The sequence below is a fragment of the Amycolatopsis sp. cmx-8-4 genome, assembly GCF_046548675.1.
Taxonomy (GTDB): Bacteria; Actinomycetota; Actinomycetes; order Mycobacteriales; family Pseudonocardiaceae; genus Amycolatopsis.
Genome location: NZ_JAEBDZ010000025.1, coordinates 1 through 19,755, shown reverse-complemented (window position 1 = coordinate 19,755; position 19,755 = coordinate 1). Strand labels below are relative to the sequence as shown.

The 19,755-nt window shown below is 71.4% G+C and carries 21 protein-coding genes and 1 riboswitch; of the genes, 16 read left to right on the top strand and 5 right to left on the bottom strand.

The window, feature by feature from the left end; genetic code table 11:
• Nucleotides 1–105 precede the first annotated feature (105 nt).
• The 8 genes from ACLJQZ_RS37285 to trxA all read left to right on the top strand — a co-directional run bounded on the left by ACLJQZ_RS37285 (nucleotide 106) and on the right by trxA (nucleotide 4,354).
• Complete coding sequence (locus tag ACLJQZ_RS37285; RefSeq protein ID WP_247051975.1) at nucleotides 106–309, top strand: hypothetical protein; 204 nt, start codon at nucleotides 106–108, stop codon at nucleotides 307–309.
• Between the two features lie 23 nt (nucleotides 310–332).
• Nucleotides 333–956, top strand: a complete 624-nt coding sequence (locus ACLJQZ_RS37280) for a CDP-alcohol phosphatidyltransferase family protein (protein WP_247051974.1) — start codon at nucleotides 333–335, stop codon at nucleotides 954–956.
• A 100-nt stretch (nucleotides 957–1,056) separates the two neighbouring features.
• Nucleotides 1,057–1,443 (top strand): glycine cleavage system protein GcvH, encoded by a 387-nt coding sequence (gcvH, locus tag ACLJQZ_RS37275; protein WP_410625036.1) that lies wholly within the window; start codon nucleotides 1,057–1,059, stop codon nucleotides 1,441–1,443.
• A 150-nt stretch (nucleotides 1,444–1,593) separates the two neighbouring features.
• A complete protein-coding gene (gene garA, locus ACLJQZ_RS37270) occupies nucleotides 1,594–2,064 on the top strand; it encodes a glycogen accumulation regulator GarA (protein WP_247051972.1) in 471 nt (156 codons plus the stop codon).
• A complete protein-coding gene (locus ACLJQZ_RS37265) occupies nucleotides 2,061–2,807 on the top strand; it encodes a MerR family transcriptional regulator (protein WP_410625034.1) in 747 nt (248 codons plus the stop codon). Before garA ends, ACLJQZ_RS37265 begins: the two co-directional genes overlap by 4 nt.
• 216 nt (nucleotides 2,808–3,023) lie before the next feature.
• Nucleotides 3,024–3,497, top strand: coding sequence for a bifunctional nuclease family protein (locus ACLJQZ_RS37260; RefSeq protein ID WP_009078856.1), 474 nt, complete (start codon nucleotides 3,024–3,026; stop codon nucleotides 3,495–3,497).
• A gap of 50 nt (nucleotides 3,498–3,547) precedes the next feature.
• Nucleotides 3,548–3,949, top strand: a complete 402-nt coding sequence (locus tag ACLJQZ_RS37255) for a MerR family transcriptional regulator (protein WP_328648267.1) — start codon at nucleotides 3,548–3,550, stop codon at nucleotides 3,947–3,949.
• Nucleotides 3,950–3,961: 12 nt separating this feature from the next.
• On the top strand, nucleotides 3,962–4,354 hold the full coding sequence (gene trxA / locus ACLJQZ_RS37250; protein WP_410625031.1) for a thioredoxin: 393 nt from the start codon (nucleotides 3,962–3,964) through the stop codon (nucleotides 4,352–4,354).
• Here trxA and ACLJQZ_RS37245 read toward each other — a convergent pair.
• A complete protein-coding gene (locus ACLJQZ_RS37245) occupies nucleotides 4,306–4,938 on the bottom strand; it encodes a TetR/AcrR family transcriptional regulator (RefSeq protein ID WP_410625029.1) in 633 nt (210 codons plus the stop codon). The two genes, trxA and ACLJQZ_RS37245, sit on opposite strands and share 49 nt — an antisense overlap.
• A 278-nt stretch (nucleotides 4,939–5,216) precedes the next feature.
• Here ACLJQZ_RS37245 and ACLJQZ_RS37240 point away from each other — a divergent pair, with 278 nt between their 5' ends.
• The 4 genes from ACLJQZ_RS37240 to ACLJQZ_RS37225 all read left to right on the top strand — a co-directional run bounded on the left by ACLJQZ_RS37240 (nucleotide 5,217) and on the right by ACLJQZ_RS37225 (nucleotide 12,159).
• Entirely contained in the window at nucleotides 5,217–5,795 is a 579-nt protein-coding gene (locus ACLJQZ_RS37240; protein ID WP_328454885.1) for a MerR family transcriptional regulator, read from the top strand.
• 42 nt (nucleotides 5,796–5,837) lie between these two features.
• Nucleotides 5,838–5,930, top strand: a riboswitch (glycine riboswitch).
• Between the two features lie 159 nt (nucleotides 5,931–6,089).
• Nucleotides 6,090–8,966 (top strand): aminomethyl-transferring glycine dehydrogenase, encoded by a 2,877-nt coding sequence (gene gcvP, locus ACLJQZ_RS37235; protein ID WP_410625027.1) that lies wholly within the window; start codon nucleotides 6,090–6,092, stop codon nucleotides 8,964–8,966.
• A gap of 47 nt (nucleotides 8,967–9,013) precedes the next feature.
• On the top strand, nucleotides 9,014–9,961 hold the full coding sequence (locus ACLJQZ_RS37230) for an NAD-dependent epimerase/dehydratase family protein (RefSeq protein WP_410625026.1): 948 nt from the start codon (nucleotides 9,014–9,016) through the stop codon (nucleotides 9,959–9,961).
• Nucleotides 9,962–9,969: 8 nt separating this feature from the next.
• Nucleotides 9,970–12,159 (top strand): glycosyltransferase, encoded by a 2,190-nt coding sequence (locus ACLJQZ_RS37225; RefSeq protein ID WP_410625024.1) that lies wholly within the window; start codon nucleotides 9,970–9,972, stop codon nucleotides 12,157–12,159.
• A gap of 239 nt (nucleotides 12,160–12,398) precedes the next feature.
• Here the strand turns inward: ACLJQZ_RS37225 and ACLJQZ_RS37220 are convergent, their stop codons facing one another.
• Nucleotides 12,399–12,899, bottom strand: coding sequence for a GtrA family protein (locus ACLJQZ_RS37220; protein WP_410625022.1), 501 nt, complete (start codon nucleotides 12,897–12,899; stop codon nucleotides 12,399–12,401).
• 179 nt (nucleotides 12,900–13,078) lie between these two features.
• On the opposite strand from ACLJQZ_RS37220, the gene ACLJQZ_RS37215 reads away from it, so the two are divergent.
• On the top strand, nucleotides 13,079–14,233 hold the full coding sequence (locus tag ACLJQZ_RS37215; protein ID WP_247051964.1) for an NAD-dependent epimerase/dehydratase family protein: 1,155 nt from the start codon (nucleotides 13,079–13,081) through the stop codon (nucleotides 14,231–14,233).
• A gap of 51 nt (nucleotides 14,234–14,284) precedes the next feature.
• Here the strand turns inward: ACLJQZ_RS37215 and ACLJQZ_RS37210 are convergent, their stop codons facing one another.
• The gene (locus tag ACLJQZ_RS37210) at nucleotides 14,285–14,644 is read right to left on the bottom strand and encodes a nuclear transport factor 2 family protein (protein ID WP_410625020.1); all 360 of its coding nucleotides are present in this window, start codon (nucleotides 14,642–14,644) and stop codon (nucleotides 14,285–14,287) included.
• 317 nt (nucleotides 14,645–14,961) lie between these two features.
• Between ACLJQZ_RS37210 and ACLJQZ_RS37205 the strand changes: the two genes are divergently transcribed.
• Nucleotides 14,962–15,771: a helix-turn-helix domain-containing protein gene (locus ACLJQZ_RS37205; protein ID WP_410625018.1), complete on the top strand. Its 810-nt coding sequence runs from the start codon at nucleotides 14,962–14,964 to the stop codon at nucleotides 15,769–15,771.
• Nucleotides 15,772–15,813: 42 nt separating this feature from the next.
• Complete coding sequence (locus ACLJQZ_RS37200; protein WP_410625016.1) at nucleotides 15,814–16,602, top strand: aldo/keto reductase; 789 nt, start codon at nucleotides 15,814–15,816, stop codon at nucleotides 16,600–16,602.
• Nucleotides 16,603–16,605: 3 nt separating this feature from the next.
• Here ACLJQZ_RS37200 and ACLJQZ_RS37195 read toward each other — a convergent pair whose 3' ends face one another.
• Nucleotides 16,606–17,523 (bottom strand): hypothetical protein, encoded by a 918-nt coding sequence (locus tag ACLJQZ_RS37195; protein ID WP_410625014.1) that lies wholly within the window; start codon nucleotides 17,521–17,523, stop codon nucleotides 16,606–16,608.
• A gap of 678 nt (nucleotides 17,524–18,201) precedes the next feature.
• A complete protein-coding gene (locus ACLJQZ_RS37190) occupies nucleotides 18,202–19,098 on the bottom strand; it encodes a 3-methyladenine DNA glycosylase (RefSeq protein ID WP_410625012.1) in 897 nt (298 codons plus the stop codon).
• Between the two features lie 248 nt (nucleotides 19,099–19,346).
• Here ACLJQZ_RS37190 and ACLJQZ_RS37185 point away from each other — a divergent pair.
• On the top strand, nucleotides 19,347–19,755 hold a 409-nt coding region (locus tag ACLJQZ_RS37185), incomplete at its 3' end, for an IS110 family transposase (RefSeq protein ID WP_410625011.1).

Genomic DNA, 19,755 nt, shown 5'->3' with positions numbered 1-19,755 from the left:
ATTCCCGCCGCGGCCGTTAACAACCCGGCCCGGACTGCCGACGATCGAGGTGGAAGCCGGCGAGCTTCCCGTCCCCGACAACCCCGCCCCGACCCCGTGAGAGCGATGAACGCCGTCACCAGCACCGAAGAACCGTCCCGCCCGCCGACCGTCCCCAACACCGTCATCTGGTGCTGCGGCCGCCCCTACGTCCTCGAGTCCCGGCCCGGCCGGGCCCGCTGGGTGGGCACCGACGGCCGCGGCCGTCCCGAGGCGCTGAGCAGCGCCGAACTGCAGCGACGCGGCTGGAGCCACCGCCGCGCGTGCTGAGCCGTGAGCTCTAGGGTGGGCGAGTGAGCACAGCCGCACCCGAACCAGCTCAAGCGAACACCCCGAGCGCCGAGCCGTCGCTGCTGCGACAGGCCTTCAACGTCCCCAACATGCTGTCGCTGCTGCGGCTGGCCGGCGTGCCGGTCTTCCTCTGGCTGCTGCTCGGCCCCAAGGAGGACGGCTGGGCGCTCGCGGTGCTGATGTTCGGCGCGCTCACCGACTGGCTCGACGGCAAGCTGGCCCGCTGGCTCAACCAGATGTCGCGGCTCGGCTCGCTGCTCGACCCGGCGGCCGACCGGCTCTACATCCTCGCGACGCTCGTCGCGTTCCTGCTCCGCGAGATCATCCCGTGGTGGGTCGTGGTGCCGCTGCTGGTCCGCGAGGCCGTGCTCGGCGTGTGCGTCCTGACGCTGCGCCGCCGCGGCTTCGCCCCGCCCGAGGTCACCTACATCGGCAAGGGCGCGACCTTCGTCCTGATGTACGCCTTCCCGTTCCTGCTGCTCACCCAGGGTGGCTCGGACATCGCCGCGATCGCCCGGCCGATCGGCTACGCCTTCACGATCTGGGGCGGCGTCCTCTACGTCTGGTCCGGCGTCCTCTACGTCGTGCAGGCGCGCACCGCGCTGCGCGGGGCCGGCGACGACTGAGCGCGACCGTTCCGCCGGGTCGTTCCGGGCGGCTGCGCCGTGTGGGTGTAAGACTTCGCCCAGCACATTTCGCCAGTGAGGGCATGAAAGGGGACCGGCGGTGTCCGTTCCTGAAGAGCTTCGCTACACCGAGGAACACGAGTGGGTCGCGACCCGCGGCGAGGACACCCTCGTCCGGATCGGCATCACCGAGTACGCGCAGGACCAGCTCGGCGACGTCGTGTTCGTCGACCTGCCCGAGGCCGGCCGCCACGTCGGCGCGGGCGACGTCTTCGGCGAGGTCGAGTCGACCAAGAGCGTCTCGGAGCTGTTCGCGCCGGTCGACGGCGAGATCGTCGCCGTCAACAACGCCGTCGCCGACTCGCCCGAGCTGATCAACAGCGACCCCTACGGCGAGGGCTGGCTGATCGAGATCCGGCTCGAGGACCCCGCGGCGCTCGAAGCGCTGCTCGAAGCCGAGGCGTACGGCGCTTTGATCAAGGGCTGAAACCCCGTCCGACCTCGGAATCCGGCCGATGGGAGCGATCTGCTCACGGTTCGCCGGTACCGGGGCCCGGAGAAGCGATCAGGCACGGTAGGTTGGCAGCTACACGTTCTTGAAGTACTGGTAACACAGCATGTGTGGAGGAGAGCTCAGGTGAGCACGAACGACGGGCCGGGCGGCGTTCCCCCGGAGCAGTCTCCGGAGCGGACCTCTGTCTTCCGGGCCGACTTCCTGGCCGAAGCCGAAGGCCACGAGCCCGCCCCGGCCGCCGAAGCCCCGGTCCAGGGCGTCGACGCCCTGCCCGCGGGTTCGGCTCTACTGGTCGTGAAGCGGGGCCCGAACGCGGGCTCGCGCTTCCTGCTCGACCGCGACACCACCAGCGCCGGGCGCCACCCGGACAGCGACATCTTCCTGGACGACGTCACGGTCTCGCGGCGGCACGCCGAGTTCCGCCGTGAGGGCGGGGAGTTCGTCGTCATCGACGTCGGCAGCCTCAACGGCACCTACGTCAACCGCGAGCCGGTCGACCAGGCCGTTCTCGCCGGCGGCGACGAGGTCCAGATCGGGAAGTTCCGCCTGGTCTTCCTGACCGGCCCGGGGCACGGGGGCCAGGGGGCGCAGTGACGGCGGCCGGGCGGCCACAACGGGACGGGTTGAGCATCGGGGCGGTACTGGCGCAGCTGCGCCACGACTTCCCCGACGTCACCATCTCCAAGATCCGGTTCCTCGAGGCGGAAGGCCTGGTCCAACCGGGCCGGACGCCCTCGGGTTACCGGCAGTTCGCCGCGGCGGACGTGGAGCGGCTCAAGTTCGTCCTGGCCGCCCAGCGGGATCACTACCTCCCGTTGAAGGTCATCAAGGAGCAGCTGGACGCGGCGGACTCGGGTGCCGAGCCCGCCGCGGCCATGCCGCGCCCACCGCGCCGCCTGGTGCCGATCGACGGGGTCGCCGACAACGTCGGCCTGCCGGTGGCGGACGACTTCGCCGCCGGCCGGGAGCTGCGCCTGACCCAGGAGGAGCTCCTGGAGCAAGCCGGCATCGACGCGGCGGAGCTGGCCGAGCTGCAGCAGTACAGCCTGGTCCGGTCCGGTCCCGCGGGGTTCTTCGACCCCGACGCGGTGCTGGTCGCGCGCACGGTGAAGGCGATGACCGAATTCGGTATCGAGCCGAGACACCTGCGCGCCTTCCGCGCCGCGGCCGACCGCGAGGTCGGCTTGCTGGAGCAGATCGTGACCCCGGTGTACCGGCATCGTGACCCGGAGGCCAAAGCACGGGCCGACGAGGTGGTGCGAGAGCTCGCGGCGCTGTCGGTAACCCTGCACACGCTCCTCGTGAAGGCCGGGATCCGTGGCGCCACGGGTTGTTGAGGCGTAACGGGACGGTGAGATCCTCTTTGCGGTCCCATGTCAATGACTGAATGTTCGGCACCTCATGCCGTACCGTGAGAACAACGGTTTGCGGTAGGCGAGCCGAGAGTGTCCGACAGCGAGCACAGCGCACGGATGACGGGTAGCGTCGGTGGTGAACGGCGCGAGGCGGTTCCAGCGCTGAAGCCCGTGTGCACGAGAGGGAGGCGAAGCCCGATGAGCGAAATGCGCGTCGTCGGTGTGCGGGTCGAGCTGCCCGCGAATCAGCCGATCTTGTTGCTGCGGGAGACCGAGGGCGAACGGTACCTGCCGATCTGGATCGGCTCGGTCGAAGCGACCGCCATCGCGTTGGAGCAGCAAGGGGTCCGCCCCGCCCGCCCGCTCACCCATGACCTGCTCAAAGAGGTCATCGGGGCGTTGGGCCGCGAGCTGGAGCAGGTCGTGATCACCGACCTCAAGGAAGGCACGTTCTTCGCCGAGCTCGTGTTCGACGGTGACATCCGGGTGTCCGCCCGGCCGAGCGACTCGGTCGCGCTGGCCCTGCGGATCGGCGTCCCCATCCACGCCGTGGACGCGGTGCTGGAAGAGGCCGGCCTGATCATCCCGGACGAGCAGGAGGACGAGGTCGAGAAGTTCCGCGAGTTCCTCGACTCGGTCTCCCCGGAAGACTTCCGCGGCGCCGACACGTAACGGGTGCCGCGGCTTGCCTTGACGCCGACGTCAACGTCTACCGTCGGGGCATGCGGATCGGAGAGCTGGCCAAGCGCACGGGTACCACTACCCGTGCGCTTCGCTTTTACGAGGACCAGGGCCTCCTCGCGGCCCGTCGCGCGGCCAACGGCTACCGCGAGTACGACGAGGACGACCTCCAGCTGGTCACGGAGATCCTGAAGCTGCAGACCGTCGGCCTGTCCCTCGACGAGACCCGGCCGTTCGTCGACTGCCTGCGCAGCGGCCACGAGACCGGCGACGCCTGCCCGAGCTCGATCGAGATGTACCGGCGCAAGCTCGCGGAGGCCGACGCCGTCCTCGCCCGCCTCGGCGCGATCCGCGCGGACCTCGCCGGGAAGCTCGCCGACGCGCTGGCCAGGCAGGACCCCGGCTGCGCCCCCGATCCGTGCGTCGTCCCCGAACGTCTCTGAAGGAGCTCAGTCATGTCCGAAATCCCCGAAGTCGCCGAAGTCGCCGAAGTCACGGATACGACGTTCACCGCCGAGGTGCTCGGCGGTGACGTCCCGGTGCTGGTCGAGTTCTGGGCCACCTGGTGTCCGCCGTGCCGGATGATCGCGCCGGTGCTGGCCGAGCTGGCCCGCGAGCGCGCCGGCGCGCTGTCGGTACGCAAGATCAACTCGGACGAGAACCCGGAGACGACCCGGGCGTACCAGGTGATGTCACTGCCGACGATGATCCTGTTCCGCGCCGGTGAGCCCGTCCTGACCGTCGTGGGCGCGCAGCCGAAGGCCCGGCTCGAAGAGCGCCTCGACCGGGCTCTCGCCGCTCAGGGTGCGGTGGCCTTGACGAACGTGTCCGCGACCTCGCGGCCGTAGAGCTCCAGGTCCAGCGCGGGGTCGGCCGCGTAGGCCGCCGCCACGCCGTCGATCGCCTGGGCGATCGACATCGCCATCACCTCCGGCGTGAACGCGCCGAACGTGCCCTCGGCCTGGCCCTGTTTGAGCTGGCGGGCCAGGCCGTGCACCCGCAGGTCGTCGACCAGGACCTTCGTCATCACCCAGCCCTCGGCGTCGTCGGTGTTGGCGGCCATCTCCGTCAGCACCCGCACGCAGTCCGGGTAGGCCCGCAGGAACGCGATCGACGTCTCGATGTGCGCCCGCAGGTAGCCGGCGCGGTCGGCCGGGTCCAGGTCGCCGCCGGTGCGCTCCTTGAGGAACTCGGCCTTCGTCTCGACGACCGTGCTGAGCACCGCCTGCATCAGCCCGGCCTTGTTGGTGAAGTGGTAGGAGATCATCCGGGTGCTGCTCAGCCCGGCGCGTTCGCGGATCTTGGCGAACGTGGCCTTGCGGTAGCCGAGGTCGTTGATGACGCCGATCGTCGCGCCGAGGATCTGCGCGCGGCGGGCGGCCTCGGTCACGCTGAGGCCCAGCTCGGCCATGAGTTCGGTGTTTACTTGCATGAGTAAAAATTAACACGACTGAGTAAAAGTGTCCAGGAGGTTTGAACCACTGCCTCCGGGGTACGGCGAACGGCTCAAACGCTCATCCGACCGTTGAGGCTTGCCGCGCGTCGCGTTGACCGGCCTTGCCTGGGCGCTTACCGTCGGAGGAGGTAAATCGCCACGATGTGATTCACGGTCTGGGGCCGGATCGTGGCGGTTGATCTCCGGTGGGACCCGTTCTGGGTCCTGTCCGGCTGTCATTCGCCGGCCGCCTGGTCGGGCGAGGGGAGGCTTGCGTGGTCGAGGCTGGTTCCGAGAAGCAGCCTGTTCAGGTCGCGGCTGGTGAGCAGGGTGAACTGTTCCCCGACGACTCGCTGCCTGACGAGCTCGTCGGCTACCGGGGTCCGGCCGCGTGCCAGATCGCCGGGATCACCTACCGTCAGCTCGACTACTGGGCTCGCACGAAACTGATCGCGCCCAGCATCCGCACCGCGCACGGCTCCGGCTCCCAGCGGCTGTACTCGTTCAAGGACATCCTGGTCCTGAAGGTGGTCAAGCGGCTGCTGGACACCGGGGTCTCGCTGCAGAACATCCGGGTCGCGGTCGACCACCTGTCCGTCCGCGGGGTCCGTGACCTCGCCAAGGTCACGCTGTTCTCCGACGGCACCACGGTCTACGAATGCACGTCGCCGGAGGAGATCGTCGATCTGCTCCAGGGCGGCCAGGGCGTGTTCGGCATCGCGGTCAGCGGCGCGATGCAGGAAATCAGCGGCACCATCCACGAGTTCCCGGCCGAACGTGCCGACGGCGGCATCGTCGAAGCGCACGAGCCGGACGAGCTGACCCAGCGCCGCAACGCCCGCCGTACCGGGTGATCATCTCCGCGGCAGCCGGAGTAAGGTGATCCACGCAGTCGACGAAACCGCGCGGGAGAGTCCGGACCACAACCTCGAGTCCGGCGCCGAAGGAGCAAGTCCTCCCCGGAACCTCTCAGGCACCCTGGGGTCCGGCTCAGGGCTCGCAGGCTCGCCCGTCGCCTTCCTGGTTTTTGTGGGGTGCAACCCCACACCCCGCCCGGCGGGCTCCGCCCCCGGACCCCCGCCGTGGTCGTCTTCGCCCGTGGCATCCGGTTAAGTGGGCCAAGACGCCGCCGTTCGCAGGAGGCCATCGTGCAGCCGTCACTCGCCTCCCTGGAACAGGGCTTTCCCTTCGCCGACCGGCACATCGGGCCCGGTCCGGCGGAACTCCGCACGATTCTCGACGTCATCGGCGTCGCCTCGCTCGACGAACTCGCCGAGCGGGCCGTGCCCGGGTCGCTGCGCGCGTCCGCCGCGCCCCTCGACCTGCCGGCGCCCGCCACCGAAGCCCAGGCGCTCGCCGAACTGCGGGCGCTGGCCGCGCGGAACCGGCCGATGGCCCAGATGATCGGCCTCGGCTACCACGACACCGTGACCCCGCCGGTGATCCGCCGCAACGTGCTCGAGAACCCGGCCTGGTACACCGCGTACACGCCCTACCAGCCGGAGATCTCGCAAGGCCGGCTCGAAGCGCTTCTCAACTTCCAGACCATGGTCGCCGACCTGACCGGCCTGCCCGTCGCGAACGCGTCCCTGCTCGACGAGGCCACCGCGGCCGCCGAAGCGATGACCCTCGTGCGCCGCGCCGGCAAGTCGGCGTCGAACCGGTTCGTCGTCGACGAGGACACCCTGCCGCAGACCCTGGCCGTGCTCCGCACCCGCGCCGAGCCGCTGGGCATCGAGCTGGTCGTCGAAGACCTGTCCCAGGGGCTGACCGGCCTCGGCCTCGGCGGCGACTACTTCGGCGTCCTGCTGTCGTGCCCGGGCGCGTCCGGCGCGGTCCGCGAGTTCGACTTCACCATCGCCGACGCGAAGAAGCACGGCGCTGCGGTGATCATCGCCGCGGATCCCCTGTCCCTGACGCTGCTGCGGCCGCCCGGCGAACTCGGCGCCGACGTCGCGATCGGCTCGACCCAGCGGTTCGGCGTCCCGATGGGCTTCGGCGGCCCGCACGCGGCGTATCTGGCGGTCCGCCGGGGCTTGGAGCGGCAGCTGCCCGGCCGGCTGGTGGGCGTCTCGAAGGACGCCGACGGCGCGCCCGCGTACCGGCTGGCGCTGCAGACCCGCGAACAGCACATCCGCCGCGAGAAGGCGACGTCGAACATCTGCACCGCGCAGGTCCTGCTGGCGGTGATGGCCTCGATGTACGCGGTCCACCACGGCCCCGACGGCCTGCGGAAGATCGCGCTGCGGGCCCACCGGATGGCGACCGTGCTCGCGGCCGGCCTCTGCGAGGGCGGCGTCGAGGTCGTGCACGGCGAGTTCTTCGACACCATCACCGCGGCGGTACCGGGCCGCGCGGCCGCGGTCGTCGCGGCGGCCCGCGACCTCGGCGTGAACCTGCGGCGGATCGACGACGACCACGTCGGCGTCGCCTGCGACGAGACGACCACCCGCGAACGGCTTTCGCTGGTGTGGAAGGCCTTCGGCGTCTCGGTGTCCGATGTGGACGGCCTGGACGAGGACACGGCGGACGCGCTCCCGGTGCCGCTGCGGCGCACGAGCGGATTCCTCACCCACCCGGTGTTCCACGCCCACCGCTCCGAAACCGCGTTGCTGCGCTACCTGCGGGAGCTGTCGGACAAGGACGTCGCGCTCGACCGCAGCATGATCCCGCTCGGCTCCTGCACGATGAAGCTCAACGCCGCGGCGGAGATGGAGCCCGTCACCTGGCCGGAGTTCGCCGGGCTGCACCCGTTCGCCCCGGCCGAGGACGCGGCCGGCCTGCTCGCGGTCATCGCGGACCTCGAAGCCTGGCTGGCCCGGATCACCGGCTACGCAACGGTTTCCCTCCAGCCCAACGCCGGCAGCCAGGGCGAGTTCGCCGGGCTGCTGGCCATCCGCGCCCACCACCGCTCGCGCGGCGAGGGCGAGCGCGACGTCTGCCTGATCCCGGCCAGCGCGCACGGCACCAACGCGGCGAGCGCCGTGATGGCGGGCATGCGCGTGGTCGTCGTCCGGTGCGACGACGGCGGCGACATCGACCTCGCGCACCTGCGGTCCACAGTGGACGAGCACCGGGCCGACCTCGCGGCGATCATGATCACCTACCCGTCGACGCACGGGGTCTACGAGGACACCGTCGGCGAGGTCTGCGCGCTGGTGCACGACGCGGGCGGCCAGGTGTACGTCGACGGCGCCAACCTCAACGCCCTCATCGGCGTGGCGCAGTACGGCCGGTTCGGCGCCGACGTCTCACACCTCAACCTGCACAAGACGTTCTGCATCCCGCACGGCGGCGGCGGGCCGGGGGTCGGCCCGATCGGCGTCCGCGCGCACCTCGCGCCGTTCCTGCCGAACCACCCGCTGCAGCCCGCGGCCGGCCCGGCGACCGGCGTCGGCCCGGTCAGCGCGGCGCCGTGGGGCAGCGCGTCGATCCTGCCGATCTCGTGGGCCTACGTCCGGATGATGGGCGCCGAAGGCTTGCGCCGGGCGACGCTGGTGGCCGTGGCGAACGCCAACTACGTCGCGCGGCGGCTCGGCGAGCACTACCCGGTGCTCTACGCCGGCCACGAAGGACTCGTCGCCCACGAGTGCGTCCTCGACCTGCGCCCGCTGACGAAGGCCACCGGGGTCACGGTCGACGACGTCGCCAAGCGGCTGGCGGACTACGGGCTCCACGCGCCGACGATGTCGTTCCCCGTCCCGGGCACGCTCATGGTGGAGCCGACCGAGAGCGAGAACCTCGCCGAGCTGGACCGCTTCTGCGCGGCGATGATCGCGATCCGCGGCGAGATCGACCGCGTCGCGGCGGGGGAGTGGGCCCTGGCGGACTCACCGCTGCGGCACGCGCCGCACACCGCGCGCTGCGTCACGGGCGAGTGGGATCGCCCCTACAGCCGCGAGACGGCGGTGTTCCCGGCCGGCACCGGCGGCGCGAAGATCTGGCCGCCGGTCCGCCGCATCGACGGCGCCGCGGGCGACCGGAACCTGGTCTGCTCGTGCCCGCCGCCGGAGGCGTTCGCCTAGGTCCGGGCTTGCGCCGGCCTCACAGGGGCGGGAGGTAGGTTGGCGCCATGGCGAGTGGCAGTGGTCCGGATCGGACGTCCGTGGTCGTGACCGGGGGCAGCGGCTTCATCGGCCGCGCCGTCGTGCGTGCCTTCCGCGAGCGAGGCGTTCCGGTGACCGTCGTCGACCGGGTCCCGTTCCCCGACGAGCCGGCCGGCGTCCGCGTGGTCACCGGCGAGCTGCTCGACGCCGCCGTCCGCGAAGAGGCCGTGACGTCGGAAACGGCGGCCATCGTGCACCTCGCCGCGCTGACTTCCGTGCTGCGTTCGGTCGAACTGCCGGAGCAGACCTTCGCCGACAACGTCCTCGTGACGCAGGAACTGCTGGAGCTGGCCCGGCGCCTCGAAGTGCCGAGCTTCGTGCTCGCGTCGACGAACGCGGTGATCGGCAACGTCGGCGGCGCGACCATCACGCCGGACCTGCCGCCGCGGCCGCTGACGCCCTACGGCGCCACCAAGGCGGCGTGCGAAATGCTGCTGTCCGGCTACGCGGGCGCGTACGGGATGAAGACGTGTGCCTTGCGGTTCACCAACGTCTACGGTCCGGGAATGTCCCACAAGGACAGTTTCGTGCCGCGGATGATGCGCGCGGCGCTGACCGGCACCGGCGTCCGCGTCTACGGCGACGGGCAGCAGCGGCGCGACCTCGTGCACGTCGACGACGTCGTCAACGCCATCACGCTCGCCGTCGGCAGCGGCTACTCCGGCACCGCGATCGTCGGCGCCGGGAAGTCGGTTTCGGTGCTGGAGATGGTCGAAGCCGTGTGCGAGGTGACCGGCGCCGAGCTGCCGGTGGAGCACATCGAGGCGCCGGCGGGGGAGATGCCCGCGGTGGTCGTCGACGTCTCGGGGAGCGCGGAGACGATCGGCTACCGGCCGTCGACGTCGCTGACCGACGGGCTCGCCACGGCGTGGAAGTACTTCTCCGGTCTCGAGCGTCCGAACGCGACGGAGTGACCGCGGGCGTGTCCGGTTTCCTCCGCCGCCACTGGCTCCTGCTCCTGCTGCTGCTCCCCGCGATCGTCCTGCGGGTGCTCACCTGGCTCGCCTACCGGCCGGCCCTGCTCTACATCGACTCGTTCCGCTACATCGACAACCTGCACGCACTGCGCGCCGACCAGCTCGACCCGATCGGCTACGACCTGGTGCTGCGCCCGCTGCTGGCGGTCGGCGGCCTGGCGTGGGTCGCGGCGGTGCAGCACGTCGGCGGCCTGCTGATCGCGATCGGTGTCTACGCCCTGGTGCTGCGCCTCGGTGGCCGCCCGTGGGTCGGCGCGCTCGCCGCGGCCCCGGTGCTGCTCGACGCCTACCAGCTGCAGATCGAGCAGAACATCATGTCCGAGGTCGTCTTCGAGGCGGTGCTGCTCGGGCTGCTGTGGGTGCTGCTCGGCCGCGGTGCCCCCGGCTGGCAGCGCGCCGGGATCGCCGGCCTGCTCGTCGGGTTCGCCGTGCTGGTGCGGCTGATCGGGATCTCGCTGGCCCTGCCGCTGCTGATCTACCTGGTCGCCGCCGGGGGCGCGTGGCGGCACTGGGCCGGTTGGCGCCGCGCGGGCGTGGGCCTGCTGGGCATCCTCGTCGTCATCCTGCCGTACTCCGCGCGGGTGCACGCCGAGACCGGCAAGTGGGGCCTGACCGGGCCGTCGGGGAACATGCTCTACGGCCGCGCCGCCGCCGTCGCCGACTGCGCGAACCTGCACCTGGCGCCCGAACTGCAGGTGTTCTGCCCCGCCGAACCGCGCGAGACGCGGCTCGTGGACAACTACACGCACGCCGACCTCGACCCGAACTGGCCCGGCCCGCTGCCGCCCGGCGCGGACAAGGCGGCGCTCGCGCACCAGTTCGCGATCGAGGTGCTCGAGGCCCAGCCCGGCGACGTCGCGGGCGCGATGCTGAACGACTTCGCCAAGAGCTTCGCCTGGACCCGCGAGCAGGACCCGACCGACGTCCCGCTCGACCGCTGGCAGTTCCAGCTCACCTATCCGCAGTGGGCCGACCAGTCCCTGATCGACCTGGTCACGCAGCAGAACGACGGCGTCGTCGCGAGCGTCGACGATCCACTGGCCGCTTTCCTGCGCGACTACCAGCTGAACGGCGGCTACGTCCCGGGTGCGGTGCTCGGCATCGGCGCGCTCCTCGGGCTGCTGACGGTCGTCCGGCGGAAACGGCCGCTGGACGCGGCGCGGGCAGGCGCGCTGCTGGCGTCGACGAGCGGGCTGGTCCTGTTGTTCGCCTCGGCCGTGTTCCAGTTCTCGTGGCGCTACCAGATCCCGGCGCTCGTGCTGCTGCCCGTCGCGGGCGCGCTCGGCTTCACGACTCTGACTTCGGCCAGCCGGAAGCGCCTGGCCGCCTTCCCCGACGACGTCGACACGGGCGCGCTCGACGGCTTCCGCGGCCGCCACCCCGACCTGCGGCTGTCGTCACTGGTCGTGGTCATCGCCGCCTACAACGAGGCCGGCGGTATCGGCGGGGTGCTGGAGAGGATGCCGGACGAGTGCCTGGGCCGGCCGGTGGACGTGCTCGTCGTCGTCGACGGCGGCACGGACGACACGGCCGCCATCGCCGAGGACCACGGCGCGTACGTCTGCGTCGCACCGCGCAACCGCGGCCAGGGCGCCGCGCTGCGCCTCGGCTACCACCTCGCGGCGGAGTCCAGCGCCGAGTACATCGTGACCACCGACGCCGACGGCCAGTACGACAACAGCGAGCTCGAGGCCCTGGTCGGCCCGGTCGTCGACGGCACGGCGGACTTCGTCACCGGCTCCCGCCGCCTGGGCCACGAGGAAGCGGACAGCCGCGTCCGCTGGCTCGGCGTCCGGGTGTTCGCGGTGCTGGCGTCGGTGCTGACCCGCCGTCGGATCACGGACACGTCGTTCGGCTTCCGGGCGATGCGCGCCGACCTGGCCTGTTCGGTCCCGCTCAACGAGCCGCAGTACCAGTCGTCGGAACTCCTGCTGGGCGTGACCGCGCGCGGCTCACGGGTCGTGGAGCTGCCGATGAGCATGCGGCTGCGCAAGGCGGGCAAGAGCAAGAAGGGCGGCAGCGTCGTCTACGGCGCCAACTACGCGAGGGTCATGACGGGGACGTGGTGGCGGGGCTACGTCCTGCGCCGCGGCCGGAAGACGGGCCTGTCGAGCGGGGTGGGCACGAACGCGTAGCCGTTGGCTACGTCGCGGTCGAACGGTGTTCGGCCCACGGCGTGTCGTCCGCCCAGGCACGCGTGTCGTCCGTTCAATCACGCGTGTCGGCACTCTGATCACGAGTGTCGGCGTTCTGATCACGGTGCCGGCCGGACGACATGCGTACTCCGACGGACGACGCGCGTGATCGCAGGGTCGACACGCGTGATCAGGGGGACGACACGGGGTTGGTGCGGGGGACCGGACCGACCCGCCGGTTACGACGCGGACGCGGTGGCGGCCGTTCGAGCTGCGTCGCGGCCGAACACGAGCCGGTCGAGCAGCGTGAACTTCACGACGAACACCAGCGCGTAGCTGGCGACGTACGCGCCGTCGACCAGTACGACCCACCACACGTGCGGCAGGTTCAGCGGGGTCAGCAGCGAGCCGGCGAGCGTGGTCAGGCCGACCGAGGCGAGGCCGCCCAGGCCGATCACGCCGAGGTAGGGCAGCAGCTCGCGGCGCACGCGGGGGCGTCCGGTGCGGCCCCACACCCAGCGGCGGGTGACGACGAAGTTCAGCACCGCGCCGGCGGCCCAGGCGAGCGTGCTGGCCAGCACCGGCACGCCGCCGGTGGCGAGCACGGCGAGCAGGACGACCTGGCTGAGGACCGTGGCGGCGACCGACGTCACCGCGGCGCGGCCCAGCCGGGCCCAGCCCCGGCGTCGCGTCGGTGTCTCCGCTGTGCGCTGGCGCACATCGCCGGTTACGGTCGTCATGCCCCCATCCTCCCCGCGGGTCGCGCGCGCCGCCGTCCGACCCCCCTATGCATAGGAGATTCACAGCTCATTGCCAGGTGCTCATCAGCACGTGATCGATAGCGTCGGGTTCTTGCAAGCCTCTGCTACTGAGTGGAATCAGCATGCTTGCCGCGTAAACGAGCAGGAAAGGCGGCACAATGCGAGTGCTGGTTCTCGGCGGTGACGGTTATCTGGGCTGGCCCACCGCGTTGCACTTATCGGACAAAGGCCACGAGGTGGCCGTTCTCGACAATATGGCCCGCCGTGGCTACGACGTCGAGCTCGGTGTCGAAAGCCTGGTCCCGATCGAGACGCTCCCGGACCGGATCGCCGCGTGGGAGGAGGTGTCCGGACGGCGCATCACCAGCTACGAAGGTGACCTGCTCGACGCGGACTTCCTCTTCGACGCCGTCCGCGACTTCGCGCCCGACGCCGTCGTGCACTACGCCGAGCAGCGGTCCGCGCCCTATTCGATGATCGACCGCGAGCACGCGGTGTACACGCAGCACAACAATGTGGTCGGCAACCTGAATCTGCTGTACGCGATCGCCGAAATCGACCCGTCGATCCACTTGGTCAAACTGGGCACGATGGGTGAATACGGCACGCCGAACGTCGACATCGAAGAAGGCTGGCTCGACCTCGAGCACAACGGCCGCAAGGACCGCGTGCTGTTCCCGAAACGGCCCGGTTCGTTCTACCACCTGACCAAGGTCCACGACTCGCACAACATCGAGTTCACGTGCCGCGCCTGGGGGCTGCGGGCCACGGACCTTAACCAGGGCGTCGTGTACGGCCAGCGGACCCCGCAGACCGCGCTGGACCCGCGCCTGGCCACTCGCTTCGACTACGACGCCGTGTTCGGCACGGTGCTCAACCGGTTCGTCATCCAGGCGGTGCTGGGGCAGCCGCTGACGGTGTACGGCAAGGGCGCCCAGACCCGCGGCCTGATCGACATCCGCGACACCGTGGAGTGCATCCGGCTCGCCGTGGAGAACCCGGCCGAGGCGGGCGAGTTCCGCGTCTTCAACCAGATGACCGAGAGCATGTCGGTCGCCGCCATCGCCGACCTCGTCGCCGAGCGGTTCCCCGGCCCGGTGCAGATCGAGCAGCTGGAGAACCCGCGGACCGAGGCCCCGGAGCACTACTACAACGTCAAGCACACCGGCCTGGTCGGTCTCGGCCTGGAGCCGCACCTGCTGTCGGACACGCTCATCGAGTCGATGTTCGACATCGTCGGGGCCAACAAGCACCGCGTGAACATGGACAAGCTGCGCCCGACCGTCCGCTGGCGGGGCGCGCTCAAGAGCTGAGCCGGGCCGGGGCGGGCTCCTCCTCGCGGGGGAGCCCGCCCTTTTGCGCGTTCAGCCGGGCATCTTGTCGAGGAAGCCGTGGACGTCGGCGATCTTGCCGTCTTCGAGTTCCACGACGTCGAACCCGATCGCGACCGGCTCGGCGCCGGGGGTGCCGAGGTACCACTGGAACCGGGCGAGGTCGTGGTGGGCGTCGGGTTCGGCGGGCAGGCTGAAGGTGAGCCCGCCGAACTGCGCCTGCGCCCCGGCCACGAAGTGGTCGATCCCGTCGTGTCCCCGGACGGCGCCGAGCGGATCGGTGTAGCCGGCGCTCTCGGTGAAGACGTCGGCGATGAGCGCCCGCCGCTTGTCCGCGTCGGTCTCGTTCCACACGGCGATGTACTGCTCCACAATGGTCCGCACGTCGGTCATGGGATGCTCCCTTTCGTTGGGGGACAACGGGTTGTCGTCGTCCGTCGCTGAGATCCACTGTGGCGCCCGGGCGGCGGCGCGTCGATTACGCGCGAGGTAATGCCATGGCGGCCGCCCGGCGCAGACCGACCACCCCGTGCCACGGAGGGGTGTCGGACGAGGCGCGCGACGACTCGGATGTCGTCGGCCAGGGCGAGCGGAACCGGCGGTCGTGAACCGATCGCGGCAGGCGACTCCCGCACCGGCACGGCCTTTACCGCAGCGCATTACCCCCGAAGTAATGGCAGCGCCGCGGTGATCGTCGTAGCGTCGGTCCCGTGACGACTTCGGTGCAGGCGGCCGCGCGGCAGCGGCCGGTGGGTGAGCTGTTGCGGGAATGGCGCGACCGGCGGCGGATCAGCCAGCTCGACCTGGCGATCTCCGCCGACATCTCCACCCGCCACCTCAGCTTCGTGGAGACCGGGCGGTCGCGGCCGAGCCGGGACATGGTGCTGCGGCTCGGGGAGCACCTCGACGTGCCGCTGCGGGACCGCAACCGGCTGCTGCTCGCCGCCGGGTTCGCGCCCGCCTACACCGAGAGCGCGCTGGGGGATCCCGAGATGACCGCCGTCCGCCAGGCCGTGCGGCAGCTGCTCGCGGGGCACGAGCCGTACCCGGCCGCCGTCGTGGACCGGAACTGGAACCTCGTCGACGCCAACGCCGCCACCGGCCTGTTCGTCGCCGGGCTGGCGCCCGAGCTGACGGCCAACGTGCTGCGTGCGACCCTGCACCCGCGGGGCATGGCGCCGCACATCCGGAACCTGGGAGAGTGGCGCGCCCACCTGCTCGGCCGGCTGCGGCGCCAGGTCGGCCAGACCGCGGACACCGGCCTCGCCGACCTGCTGGCCGAGCTGCGCGGCTACCCCTGCGACCAGCCGGTGCCCGAGGTGGAGGTCCCCGGACCGGGTGACATCTTCGTGCCGCTGGTCTTCCGCCACGAGGGCACCGACCTGACGTTCTTCAGCACGGTCGCCACGTTCGGCACCCCGCTGGACGTCACCGTGGCGGAACTGGTGATCGAGTCGTTCTTCCCGGCCGACCCGGCGACGGCCGCGTACCTGCGCGAGCGGGCGACCCGGGTGGAATGATGGAGATCCCCGCGCAGCACCCGAAGTGAGGATCACCGGTTGATGGCCGTTCCGCCTTCGCTAGCCCTGTCCGACGGAGTCCGCATCCCCCAGCTGCTGTTCGGCGTCACCGGCCTGAGCGCCTCCGAGACCGGCCGCGCCGTCCGCATCGCCCTCGACACCGGCTACCGCGGCATCGACACCGCACCGGGCACCGAGGAGGCCGTGGGCGCGGTCCTCGCCGCGTCGGACGTGCCGCGCGAGGACGTGTTCGTCAGCGTCAAGGTCCCCGTGCAGGGGTACGACGCCGCCCGCCGCGCGGCCGACCAGGTGCTGGCCGGTCTGCAGGCCGACCGCGTCGACCTGATCCTGGTGGCCGGCACGAACGGCGCGTTCACCGACACCTGGCGCGCGCTGTCGAGGCTGCGCGCCGACGGCCGGGCCCGCGCGATCGGCGTGGCGGGGTTCAGCGCGGCCGAGCTGCGCCGGCTGATCGACGCCACCGGCACCGTCCCCGCGGTCAACCTGGTCGAGCTGCACCCGTGGCTGCAGCAGCTGCCGCTGCGGGAGTTCCACGACGCGCACGGCATCCTGACCGTCGCGTCGAGCCCGGCCGCGAACAGCGCGCTGCTGTCCGACGAGACGGTCACCGCGCTGGCGGCGAAGTACGGCAAGACCCCGGCCCAGATCGTCCTGCGGTGGCACCTGGAGGGCGGCACGGTCGCGGTGGCGGCTTCGGCCACCACGACCCGGACCCGGGAGCACTTCGGGGTGTTCGACTTCGAGCTGGCCGACGACGACCTGGCCGTGCTGGCCGAGCTCGACAACGGCACGCGCGTCGGCCCGGCCTGAGGATCAGGCGGTCTTGATCCCGGCGGCGGTGAAGTCGGCCTGCTGGGCGGGCTGCTCGAGGTACTCGCGGAACGTCTGGGCCGCGCGCAGCAGGGTGTCGTCGATGCCCGGCCCGGTCAGCCCGACGAACGGGTAGTCCGCCGACCGCGCGGTGGCGACCGACTGGGCGGGGGAGCCGATCATCTCGGGCTTCTTGGTGGTCAGCTCGCTGATCCAGTACGTCGACTCGGGCAGCCACGCGGTGGGGAGCCCGCCGATCGAGTCCAGGTTGGCCCGGCCGACCAGCGCGTCGAGCACCCGCGCCGAGGGCTTGGCCTCGATCGTCACGTTCACGCACTGGCCGTGGACGACGGTGGCGGCCTGGTTCCAGCGGTCGGCCGCGGCGGCCAGGGGCTTCTGCACGCTCGGGGTGACGATCACGCGCATGTGCGACGTGCCGCTGGAGCAGCTGGCGGCCTGGGCCTCGGCGCGGCTGTTGAGCTCGCTGTCGGCCCAGTTCCAGCCGACGATGCCGAGCCCGATGAGGGCGGCGAGCACGAGACAGGCGATCGGCCAGCCCGCGATCTTGCGACGCGGGGCCTTCTTGCCGACGATGCGGTGCGAGCCGGTCGCCTCGGCGATCTTGCCGAGGGTCCGCTGGGTGCCGGTGTCCTCGCTCCGGGCGGCGGTCCGGTGGGAGCCGGTGTCGTCACTCCGGTGCGGGCCGGTGCTCTCGCTCCGGCCGGGGACGCGGGAGGTGCCGGTGGTCTCGGACCGGCCGGTGGCGCGGAAGGAACCGGTGTTTTCCCCGCGGCGGGCGGCGCGGAACATGCCGGAGTCCTCGCCTCGGCGGGTGGCGCCTGGGGCCTCGGGCGCGTTCGTTTCGTCGGGGGCCGGGAAGGTGCCGCTGTTCTTTCCGCGACGGGCGGCGGCGCGGAACATGCCGGAATCCTCGCCGCGACGGGTGGCACCGGGGGGCCCGGGCGCTTCCGTTCCGTCGGGAGCGGGGGAGGTGCCGCTGTTCTTGCCGCGGCGGGTGGCAGTGCGGAACCGGCCCGAATCCTCGCCGCGGCCGGGGGGACGCGGCGGCTCGGGGGTTTCACTGCGGAAAGCGCCGGTGTTCTCGCCGCGGCGGGGAGCGCGCGGGGCTCCAGGGGCCTCGGTCCGCGCGGCGGTCCGGAACGCCCCGGAATCCTCGGTCGGCTTGCGGAACCACCCGGAATCTTCGCTCTGGCCGGAGGCCGGGGAGGGAACAGGGGTGGCGCCGGTGGCCGGGATGACGGTGGTGGTTTCGGTGGGGCCGGCGGCTCGGGGGGCGCTCGTGCTGCCGCGCCGGCCCGGCCGGGCGGCACCGGCCGGCTCGCCGCGCCCGGTCCGTCGGGACGCGGGGGCTTCGGCCGGGTTCGGACGCTGCGGGACGGCACCCGGACCCTCGGCGGGGGCACGCTTCGCCCCGGCGCGGTCCAGCGGGTGTGGCACCGGCTCGTCGGGCCGGGCGTGTCGCCCCATCGTCATCCTTTCGGCCTAAAGAGCACGTCAAGCACGCGCTGCTATGCAATCAAACCGTTATCACCCTAACAGGTGAGCAACGGGCCGGGAATAATCTAACTCACAGTTGTGTCACGCTCGCGGAGGCCGCCCAGCTGGGCTGACCAGGCTATGGCAGTGCGCGATCAGGCGAGCACGCAAGGGTGCCGAACGGCGGGCGAACCCGGCCTGCGCGCGAGCGTACTCGGCCCGCCCCTCGGCGGTCTCGATCCGCACGGGCGGGTAGCCGAGAGCCGCGAGGTCGTACGGGCTCGCCCGCATGTCCAGCTCCCGGATCTCGGCCGCGAGCTCGAAACAGTCGGCGACGAGCTCTGAGGGGACGTACGGGTCGAGCTTGTACGCCCATTTGAACAAGTCCATGTTCGCGTGCAGGCAGCCCGGCTGCTCGAGGGTGACCTGCGTCGCCCGCGTCGGCTCCAGCTCGTTGCGGGGCCGCGCCGGCGGGGTGAAGAACCGGAACGCGTCGAAGTGCCCGCAGCGGATGTCCAGCGACTCGACGACCGCGTCGGTGCCCGTCGACCCGAGCCGCAGCGGGACCTGGTCGTGGCGCACGGAATCCGCCGGCTCGCGGTAGACCATCGCCCACTCGTGCAGCCCGAAGCAGCTCAGCCGGGGCGCGCGGGACGCTGTCGCGCTGAGCAGGCCGAGCACAAACTCCGCCGTCTGCGCCTTGCGCTCGGTGAACCCGGCCGGGTCGAGGACGACGCCATCGCTCGTCTCGACGTAGCCCTTCCGGTCGAGGAAGCGCCGCGCCGCGGGCCCGGCGAGCGCGACGCCAGGGCCCGGCTGCCAACGTTCGAGGTGGCCCGGCCGGTGCGAGTAGTAGGTGAACAGGAAGTCCAGCACCGGGTGCTTCTCACCTCGGGACTTGCGGTCCTGGTGCGGGACCGTCCACCGGCGCACCCGGTCGGCGTGCGCCGCCTCCCGGGCCAGCCAGTCCGGTTCGGCGAGCACGTCGACCGCGGTCACTAGTGCACCCTCTTCTCTGCGAGTCCTTGGATGGGGCTTGTGGTAGGAATCAGGCGGAAGCCGGGGTGACGGCCTGGTGCGGTAGCCCTTCGTGGGCCTGCATGACACTGCCGCCCCCGGCTTCCCCGGAACCGTGAAGCGATGACAAAGGGACGCGCCCCAGAGCGCCGGTTAGTGACCACTGCGCCCTCGGTCCCCTCGCCAGCGCCTGACCCCTGCCCGTAATCGCGAGTGGGAAGGTGACATCGTTGCCGCAACATGACAAGCCGTTGTTCTTCGTCGGGATCGACTGGGCCGCCACCGAGCACGCCGTGTGCGTACTCGACCAGACCGGCCGGAAAATCTCCGCGTTCACCATCGACCACACCGCCGCCGGATTCAGTCGGCTGGCCACCCGGCTGGGCAAGCTCGCCCAGCCCGAGCAGATCCCCGTCGCGATCGAACGCCCGGACGGCCGCCTGCTCGACACACTGCTGGAGGCCGGATACCCGGTGCTGCCGGTCAAACCCACCGCGATCAAGTCCTGGCGCGAGGCCGAGGTTCTCTCCGGCGCGAAATCCGACCCCGGCGACGCGCACGTGATCGCCGACTACCTGCGAGTGCGGATCCACCGCCTGCGTCCCGCCGCGCCGTTGTCCGGACCCACCAAGGCATTGC

Excerpts from the sequence above, each read along its gene's own strand:
- ACLJQZ_RS37260 (WP_009078856.1), top strand. The coding sequence starts at position 3,024 with ATGAGCGAAATGCGCGTCGTCGGTGTGCGGGTCGAGCTGCCCGCGAAT.
- ACLJQZ_RS37230 (WP_410625026.1), top strand. The coding sequence starts at position 9,014 with ATGGCGAGTGGCAGTGGTCCGGATCGGACGTCCGTGGTCGTGACCGGG.
- ACLJQZ_RS37245 (WP_410625029.1), bottom strand. The coding sequence starts at position 4,938 with ATGCAAGTAAACACCGAACTCATGGCCGAGCTGGGCCTCAGCGTGACC.
- ACLJQZ_RS37210 (WP_410625020.1), bottom strand. The coding sequence starts at position 14,644 with ATGACCGACGTGCGGACCATTGTGGAGCAGTACATCGCCGTGTGGAAC.
- ACLJQZ_RS37255 (WP_328648267.1), top strand. The coding sequence starts at position 3,548 with ATGCGGATCGGAGAGCTGGCCAAGCGCACGGGTACCACTACCCGTGCG.
- ACLJQZ_RS37285 (WP_247051975.1), top strand. The coding sequence starts at position 106 with ATGAACGCCGTCACCAGCACCGAAGAACCGTCCCGCCCGCCGACCGTC.
- ACLJQZ_RS37215 (WP_247051964.1), top strand. The coding sequence starts at position 13,079 with ATGCGAGTGCTGGTTCTCGGCGGTGACGGTTATCTGGGCTGGCCCACC.
- ACLJQZ_RS37200 (WP_410625016.1), top strand. The coding sequence starts at position 15,814 with ATGGCCGTTCCGCCTTCGCTAGCCCTGTCCGACGGAGTCCGCATCCCC.
- trxA (WP_410625031.1), top strand. The coding sequence starts at position 3,962 with ATGTCCGAAATCCCCGAAGTCGCCGAAGTCGCCGAAGTCACGGATACG.
- ACLJQZ_RS37195 (WP_410625014.1), bottom strand. The coding sequence starts at position 17,523 with ATGTTCCGCGCCGCCGCCCGTCGCGGAAAGAACAGCGGCACCTTCCCG.
- ACLJQZ_RS37220 (WP_410625022.1), bottom strand. The coding sequence starts at position 12,899 with ATGACGACCGTAACCGGCGATGTGCGCCAGCGCACAGCGGAGACACCG.